Annotated in this window: 10 protein-coding genes; all 10 read left to right on the forward strand. The window is 36.9% G+C overall.

Going from position 1 to position 7,384, the window contains the following annotated elements; translation table 11 throughout:
• Positions 1 to 87: 87 nt before the first annotated feature.
• The 10 genes from H8S17_RS11115 to H8S17_RS11160 all read left to right on the forward strand — a co-directional run bounded on the left by H8S17_RS11115 (position 88) and on the right by H8S17_RS11160 (position 7,259).
• Entirely contained in the window at positions 88 to 1,002 is a 915-nt protein-coding gene (locus tag H8S17_RS11115) for a hypothetical protein (RefSeq protein WP_015559836.1), read from the forward strand.
• A gap of 135 nt (positions 1,003 to 1,137) precedes the next feature.
• On the forward strand, positions 1,138 to 1,323 hold the full coding sequence (locus tag H8S17_RS11120; RefSeq protein WP_186867366.1) for a hypothetical protein: 186 nt from the start codon (positions 1,138 to 1,140) through the stop codon (positions 1,321 to 1,323).
• An 80-nt stretch (positions 1,324 to 1,403) separates the two neighbouring features.
• The gene (locus tag H8S17_RS11125; protein WP_186867367.1) at positions 1,404 to 1,877 is read left to right on the forward strand and encodes a PcfB family protein; all 474 of its coding nucleotides are present in this window, start codon (positions 1,404 to 1,406) and stop codon (positions 1,875 to 1,877) included.
• 29 nt (positions 1,878 to 1,906) lie between these two features.
• On the forward strand, positions 1,907 to 3,715 hold the full coding sequence (locus H8S17_RS11130) for a VirD4-like conjugal transfer protein, CD1115 family (protein ID WP_207723405.1): 1,809 nt from the start codon (positions 1,907 to 1,909) through the stop codon (positions 3,713 to 3,715).
• 123 nt (positions 3,716 to 3,838) lie between these two features.
• Positions 3,839 to 3,997 carry a Maff2 family mobile element protein gene (locus tag H8S17_RS11135; RefSeq protein ID WP_106492176.1) on the forward strand — a complete coding sequence of 53 codons (159 nt, stop codon included), beginning with the start codon at positions 3,839 to 3,841 and terminating at the stop codon, positions 3,995 to 3,997.
• 155 nt (positions 3,998 to 4,152) lie between these two features.
• Positions 4,153 to 4,425, forward strand: a complete 273-nt coding sequence (locus tag H8S17_RS11140) for a helix-turn-helix domain-containing protein (RefSeq protein WP_002593556.1) — start codon at positions 4,153 to 4,155, stop codon at positions 4,423 to 4,425.
• Positions 4,385 to 4,762 carry a TnpV protein gene (locus H8S17_RS11145; RefSeq protein WP_003533403.1) on the forward strand — a complete coding sequence of 126 codons (378 nt, stop codon included), beginning with the start codon at positions 4,385 to 4,387 and terminating at the stop codon, positions 4,760 to 4,762. The genes H8S17_RS11140 and H8S17_RS11145 overlap by 41 nt, the downstream gene beginning before the upstream one ends.
• A gap of 68 nt (positions 4,763 to 4,830) precedes the next feature.
• Positions 4,831 to 5,223 carry a GNAT family N-acetyltransferase gene (locus H8S17_RS11150; RefSeq protein ID WP_000393259.1) on the forward strand — a complete coding sequence of 131 codons (393 nt, stop codon included), beginning with the start codon at positions 4,831 to 4,833 and terminating at the stop codon, positions 5,221 to 5,223.
• Positions 5,224 to 6,663, forward strand: coding sequence for a bifunctional aminoglycoside N-acetyltransferase AAC(6')-Ie/aminoglycoside O-phosphotransferase APH(2'')-Ia (locus H8S17_RS11155; protein WP_001028144.1), 1,440 nt, complete (start codon positions 5,224 to 5,226; stop codon positions 6,661 to 6,663).
• A gap of 161 nt (positions 6,664 to 6,824) precedes the next feature.
• Positions 6,825 to 7,259 (forward strand): hypothetical protein, encoded by a 435-nt coding sequence (locus H8S17_RS11160; protein WP_233509629.1) that lies wholly within the window; start codon positions 6,825 to 6,827, stop codon positions 7,257 to 7,259.
• Positions 7,260 to 7,384 lie beyond the last annotated feature (125 nt).

Here is a 7,384-nt window from a genome sequence, read left to right on the forward strand (position 1 = left end):
GTCAAAAGAGTTTTTGGTATAATTGGTTTTGCTAATCAAGTATGTTTTTAGAATTTGAGAAAATAAAATTTACGAGGTGAAAATGATATGATTAACATAGATCGTGTGAAAAAACTAATTGACCAGATTCCTGAAATAAAAGCATTATTTAGACCCCAAAATTTTCAGATGTTTGCCCCATGTGATCGTGCTACAGGACAACGTAAAAAATCTAGTTTTGAGTTTCAAACAATATATAAACAACCAGAATTTTTGAAATGGAAAGATCAATTATGCTTTGAACTAAATAAGATAGAGGGAGATAATTACATTGATGAAATAATGAAGTTATTGACTAATTTTAGTGGTTTGGGTGATGAGGGTAGGTTTGAGAAACTGGAATCAAAACTGAATGTATTAAGAGATCACTTAGAAGAATATAGCGATAATTGTAGTGAAACACAAATAGAAGATGATAGTAGAATTCCGGAAAAAGAGATTTGCGATAAGGTGCTCCGGTCAATGTCAAAGCTTCAACGAAATCATAACTACAATATAGAAAGTAGTGAAGATACAATGAATGATTATATTCGAGATCTTTTAGATGAAAGTTATATTGTAAAAGATCAGACAAGACAGGGAGAATCTGAGGCTGGTGAAGGTGCTGGAGAAGTTGATATACAAATATGCGCTGATGGATTACCCGTTGTTATGATAGAAGGTGTAAAGATTGCTTCATTAGAAAAGGATGCTTTAGATACTCATATCAATAAAGTTCTTACGAAATATGATCCTAATGGATGCCCATATGCTTTTTTACTTATTTATACAACTGTAAAAAATTTTGATTCTGGATATCAAAAGATTTTGGATTATTTTCAAGGATATGGTTATCCATATAATAGAGTTACAGACTTAGAAGATGTGCCTACTGGATATGCGGAATTAAAACACGCACAAATTATTTTGAATAGAAATAATCAAAAAACAAGGGTGCATATTTGGACAGCACATATTGTTTAACGGATAAAAATAGTAACATGATTATAAAATTAAATAACAGCGTTAAGGCAGGTATGAGATCGAAAGATTTTGTATCTGCCTTTTTTTATTGCAACAACTTCTGGTCATAACGTCCAGAAGTGGAAAGGAACAAAAATGAGTAGAAAAAATGGAAAGAAGTTATTGATTGCGATTGCAGTAGGGGCAGTTGTCGTAAAGGCAGTGAGGGATGGCATAAAGGCAAAAAAGCAGGAAGAAGAACTCAGGTCTGCTTTGGATGATTTTTATGAGGAAGAACTGAACTGGTGGGAAAGGGAACATGAGGAAGGAGAGAAATTGTAGATATGGGAATGAAAATACAGCTCCACAGGCTGTTGGTTCCACCCTGACAGGAGAGGGACAGATCAGGAAGGAGGTACACTGTGCAGGAGGAAACAACACAAAAAACGATTGCCCTTGCAATCAAGACATCCAAACTGACCGCAAGTGTTCTCCAGAAGGCGATGAAGATGTATCTGGAGCATCAGAAGCATAAAGAGCCTTCCCACGGGAAAATACCGGTGAAAAAGCTGGTCGGTCAGGGAGCGGGTGCGAAGTCCATAGAGGTCACGGATGATAACATTAAGGCTTTTGAGCGTGTTGCAAGAAAGTACAATGTAGATTTCGCTGTAAAGCGGGATAAGACCACGGAACCGCAAAAATACCTTGTATTTTTTAAGGGTAAGGATGCCGATGTGATTGCACAGGCGTTCAAGGAATTTGTAAAAGTTAATGAGAAAAAGCAACAGCGTCCGTCATTACGGCAGAAACTGAAAGGACTTCAGAAGATGATCGCACAGAACAAGAACCGGGAGCGGAGCAGAGAGAAAAACAAGGACAGGGGACAGAGCCTATAAGCAAAGTCATTGACGGGATTGTAAAGGATTTGCAGTCAATCCCGAAAACTGTCAAAGAAAAGTGCAGAGGGGTAAATGGGAAACAGCTTGCCCTCAAATGCGCTCCCTATGTGATATTTGGATATGTCTTGAATAAGGTTTCATGGCTGTATGGACAGCAGGCAGGAGATAACACGTTACAGAAGGTGTTGGACACGATCAATGGGATGGGAGGTGCGTTTGTAAACCCGTTTCCCAGTTTTATGCCGAGGGATTTACTCGTTGGCGTAGGATGCGGGATAGGATTTCGTATGGTAGTATATTATAAAGCGAAAAATGCAAAGAAATTCCGGCAGGGAGTAGAATACGGTTCGGCAAGGTGGGGAACTGCCAAAGACATAGAGCCTTATGTCGATCCGGTATTTGAAAACAACGTGCTTTTAACGGCAACGGAGCGTCTTATGATGTCCGGCAGACCGAAGCAGCCGAAGTATGCAAGGAATAAAAACATTCTTGTGATCGGTGGCTCCGGTTCCGGTAAAACCCGTTTCTTTGTGAAGCCGAACCTGATGCAGATGCATTCCTCTTATGTGGTCACTGATCCGAAGGGTACTGTGCTGGTCGAATGCGGCAGGATGCTGTCTAAGAATGATTACCGGATTAAGGTGCTTAATACCATTAACTTTGCAAAATCAATGCATTACAACCCTTTTGCTTACATCCGGAGCGAAAAGGATATTCTGAAACTCGTAAACACAATCATTGTAAATACCAAAGGGGAAGGACAGCAAGCCTCTGAGGATTTCTGGGTGAAAGCCGAAAAGCTCTATTACACGGCACTGATCGCATATATCTGGTACGAAGCACCGGAGGAAGAACAGAATTTTTCCATGCTGATTGATCTGGTGGATGCCAGTGAAGCAAGGGAAGATGATGAGGACTTCAAAAATGCGGTTGACCTGCTGTTTGAGGAGCTGGAGCAGAAGAACCCGAACCACTTTGCGGTAAGACAGTATAAAAAGTATAAACTTGCCGCAGGAAAGACAGCAAAATCTATTCTGATTAGCTGTGGTGCGAGGTTGGCACCATTTGACATCAAGGAACTGCGTGACCTGACTTCTTATGATGAACTGGAGCTAGATACACTGGGGGAGAAAAAGACAGCATTGTTTGTCATTATCTCCGATACCGATGCGACATTCAATTTCATCGTGAGTATCATGTATTCGCAGTTATTCAATCTGCTCTGTGACAAGGCAGATGATGTATATAACGGGAGACTGCCGATCCACGTCCGGTGCTTACTGGACGAGTTTGCGAACATCGGACAGATTCCACAGTTTGAGAAGCTGATAGCGACCATAAGGTCGAGGGAAATATCAGCTTCTATTATTTTACAATCAAAGTCACAGCTAAAGGCTCTGTATAAGGACAACGCATCGACCATCGAAGGAAACTGCGACACAACCCTGTTTTTGGGAGGAAAAGAGAAAGATACTCTGAAAGATCTGGCAGAAATTCTTGGGAAAGAAACGATTGACCTTTACAATACCTCGGATACAAGGGGGACGAGCCAGTCTTACGGTCTGAATTACCAAAAGACCGGAAAGGAACTGATGAGCCAGGACGAGATTGCAGTCATGGATGGCAGCAAGTGTATCATGCAGCTTAGGGGCGTGAGACCTTTTTTCTCAGATAAGTTTGATATAACGAAGCATAAGCAGTACCCGCTGTTATCCGATTATGACAAAAAGAATGAATTTGACATTGAAAAATACGTCAAGAACCGCAACAGACTCCGCTTTAAGAGGAATGATGTGGTGGATGAGGTATGCGATGTCGGAGAAATTGCCGAGTAACTTCTGGTCACAACGTCCAGAAGTGGAACAACTGAATATGGAACCAGTACACAGGGAGCTTTGATGTAGAAAAAAATATATACACAAGGCTTCCTTTTATTTTTTTGAAAAAGGAGACGAATCATGAGCTTTTTTACAACATCAGTAACAGGACTTAAAACAGTAGTAACCGCTATCGGCGCAGGTGTCGGCGTATGGGGCGTTATCAACCTTCTGGAAGGGTATGGTAACGATAATCCGGGTGCAAAATCACAGGGCATCAAGCAGTTTATGGCTAATTAAAGGGAACAAAAAGAAAGGAAAAGCACAATCCAGACGGTATCAGCGGCAGGATACAAGAATAAATTGTGATTACACAAGATTGGTGTTATAATAAGAGAAAAGTTCCTGCCGGGGCAGCCGCCCCGGTGGTATGGATAAAAAGGCAGGAAAACAATATGCACATCAGCTATAAACCACTCTGGCATACACTGTTAGAGCGTGATATGAGAAAAGAAGATTTAAGGCTTGCCGCCGGTATGACAACGAATATGATTGCCAACATGAGCAAAGAGGGAAAGCACATCAGCATGGATACATTGGCCCGTATCTGCGAAACGCTGAATTGTGAGATTACCGATGTGATTGAGTTAGTACCAGACGAGCCTGCTTCCACAGGAGGTAAGGAACATGAGCGAATTGAAACCAAGAATAACGGAAAACGGAATTGATTATATCCTTGTCGGAGATTACTATATCCCAGATTTGAAGCTGCCGGAGGAACACCGCCCTATCGGAAAGTACGGACGGATGCACCGGGAATATTTAAGAGAAGCCCACCCAGCCAGATTGAACACATTGACACTGACCGGGGAGTTATGGACATATCTTGCAGACCTGAACGAACAGGCACAGGAACGGTTAGACACCATCATGGAGCAGATGAAGGCTGCCGATGGTGTGACCGAGGAATTGAAGCGTACCCATCAAATGGAATGGGTGCAGCGTTGCAATAACATTCACAACCGGGCAGAAGAAATTATTTTGCAAGAGATGATTTATTCATAACGGTATGGTAGAATGATTATGACAAATCGAAAGTTGACAAGGAGTTTTGATAGCGTGAAAAAAAGTTTATGGAAGAAGTTTTAATTGATGATAATATGGTTTTTGATATTGATAATTTAAAAGGATTTCTTAATGATACCAGTTCATTTGGGTTTATAGCTAAAGAAAATAATAAAATTATAGGATTTGCATATTGCTATACACTTTTAAGACCTGATGGAAAAACAATGTTTTATTTACACTCAATAGGAATGTTACCTAACTATCAAGACAAAGGTTATGGTTCAAAATTATTATCTTTTATTAAGGAATATTCTAAAGAGATTGGTTGTTCTGAAATGTTTTTAATAACTGATAAAGGTAATCCTAGAGCTTGCCATGTATATGAAAAATTAGGTGGTAAAAATGATTATAAAGATGAAATAGTATATGTATATGATTATGAAAAAGGTGATAAATAAATGAATATAGTTGAAAATGAAATATGTATAAGAACTTTAATAGATGATGATTTTCCTTTGATGTTAAAATGGTTAACTGATGAAAGAGTATTAGAATTTTATGGTGGTAGAGATAAAAAATATACATTAGAATCATTAAAAAAACATTATACAGAGCCTTGGGAAGATGAAGTTTTTAGAGTAATTATTGAATATAACAATGTTCCTATTGGATATGGACAAATATATAAAATGTATGATGAGTTATATACTGATTATCATTATCCAAAAACTGATGAGATAGTCTATGGTATGGATCAATTTATAGGAGAGCCAAATTATTGGAGTAAAGGAATTGGTACAAGATATATTAAATTGATTTTTGAATTTTTGAAAAAAGAAAGAAATGCTAATGCAGTTATTTTAGACCCTCATAAAAATAATCCAAGAGCAATAAGGGCATACCAAAAATCTGGTTTTAGAATTATTGAAGATTTGCCAGAACATGAATTACACGAGGGCAAAAAAGAAGATTGTTATTTAATGGAATATAGATATGATGATAATGCCACAAATGTTAAGGCAATGAAATATTTAATTGAGCATTACTTTGATAATTTCAAAGTAGATAGTATTGAAATAATCGGTAGTGGTTATGATAGTGTGGCATATTTAGTTAATAATGAATACATTTTTAAAACAAAATTTAGTACTAATAAGAAAAAAGGTTATGCAAAAGAAAAAGCAATATATAATTTTTTAAATACAAATTTAGAAACTAATGTAAAAATTCCTAATATTGAATATTCGTATATTAGTGATGAATTATCTATACTAGGTTATAAAGAAATTAAAGGAACTTTTTTAACACCAGAAATTTATTCTACTATGTCAGAAGAAGAACAAAATTTGTTAAAACGAGATATTGCCAGTTTTTTAAGACAAATGCACGGTTTAGATTATACAGATATTAGTGAATGTACTATTGATAATAAACAAAATGTATTAGAAGAGTATATATTGTTGCGTGAAACTATTTATAATGATTTAACTGATATAGAAAAAGATTATATAGAAAGTTTTATGGAAAGACTAAATGCAACAACAGTTTTTGAGGGTAAAAAGTGTTTATGCCATAATGATTTTAGTTGTAATCATCTATTGTTAGATGGCAATAATAGATTAACTGGAATAATTGATTTTGGAGATTCTGGAATTATAGATGAATATTGTGATTTTATATACTTACTTGAAGATAGTGAAGAAGAAATAGGAACAAATTTTGGAGAAGATATATTAAGAATGTATGGAAATATAGATATTGAGAAAGCAAAAGAATATCAAGATATAGTTGAAGAATATTATCCTATTGAAACTATTGTTTATGGAATTAAAAATATTAAACAGGAATTTATCGAAAATGGTAGAAAAGAAATTTATAAAAGGACTTATAAAGATTGATTATATAATATATGAAAAGCTATTATAAAAGACATTAGTATTAAATAGTTTAAAAAAATGAAAAATAATAAAGGAAAAAAATATTTCTTAAAATTGTGATAGGGGTTGTTCTTGCTTGTATTTTATTTGTTTGTTTTCTTTATACGAACAATGAGATCGGCGTGACTTCATCTAAGCTGGAGGCAGATATTCGTTCGTCGCAGAAGATTAAGGATGATTGGACGGTCGATGGAAGCGTTTCCAGCACGATGGCTGCATATATTTCTTACCCTCAGGATTTGAGTGACCATTCTTTTTCCGTCTATGTCAATCGTCCAGGACTTTCCTTCGGATATTTTTTCCGTGGAGGTGGAACTCTTTCGGGGATTCAAAGAGGAATTGTGGAGTTTACTGTAGAGGGATATAATGAACGAGCATTTATTTCTATGAATCAACAGCAGGTGCAACAACTTGAAATAGATGATGGCAACACAATTCAAGTGGTTGATATTGACCGCAATAAACCTTTTGCGATTGTCTTGCCTATAAATGCGGGTAATATTACTTTTTATGATGTAAATAGAAATACTGTGGAATATTGGAATAATCCTCTTTGACAAATTCCAGTTGTGCGCCCAGCTAAGGGTGTGTAACCAAGTCGGTGGGAATCCGATTTATCCAAGGTCTAGCCAGCCAGATAATAGCGAGTCTTGGGATGTTGTTGGTAACAGCAACTGACAAG

Origin of the sequence: Roseburia zhanii, from assembly GCF_014287635.1 — a bacterium.
Classification (GTDB): domain Bacteria; phylum Bacillota; class Clostridia; order Lachnospirales; family Lachnospiraceae; genus Roseburia_B; species Roseburia_B zhanii.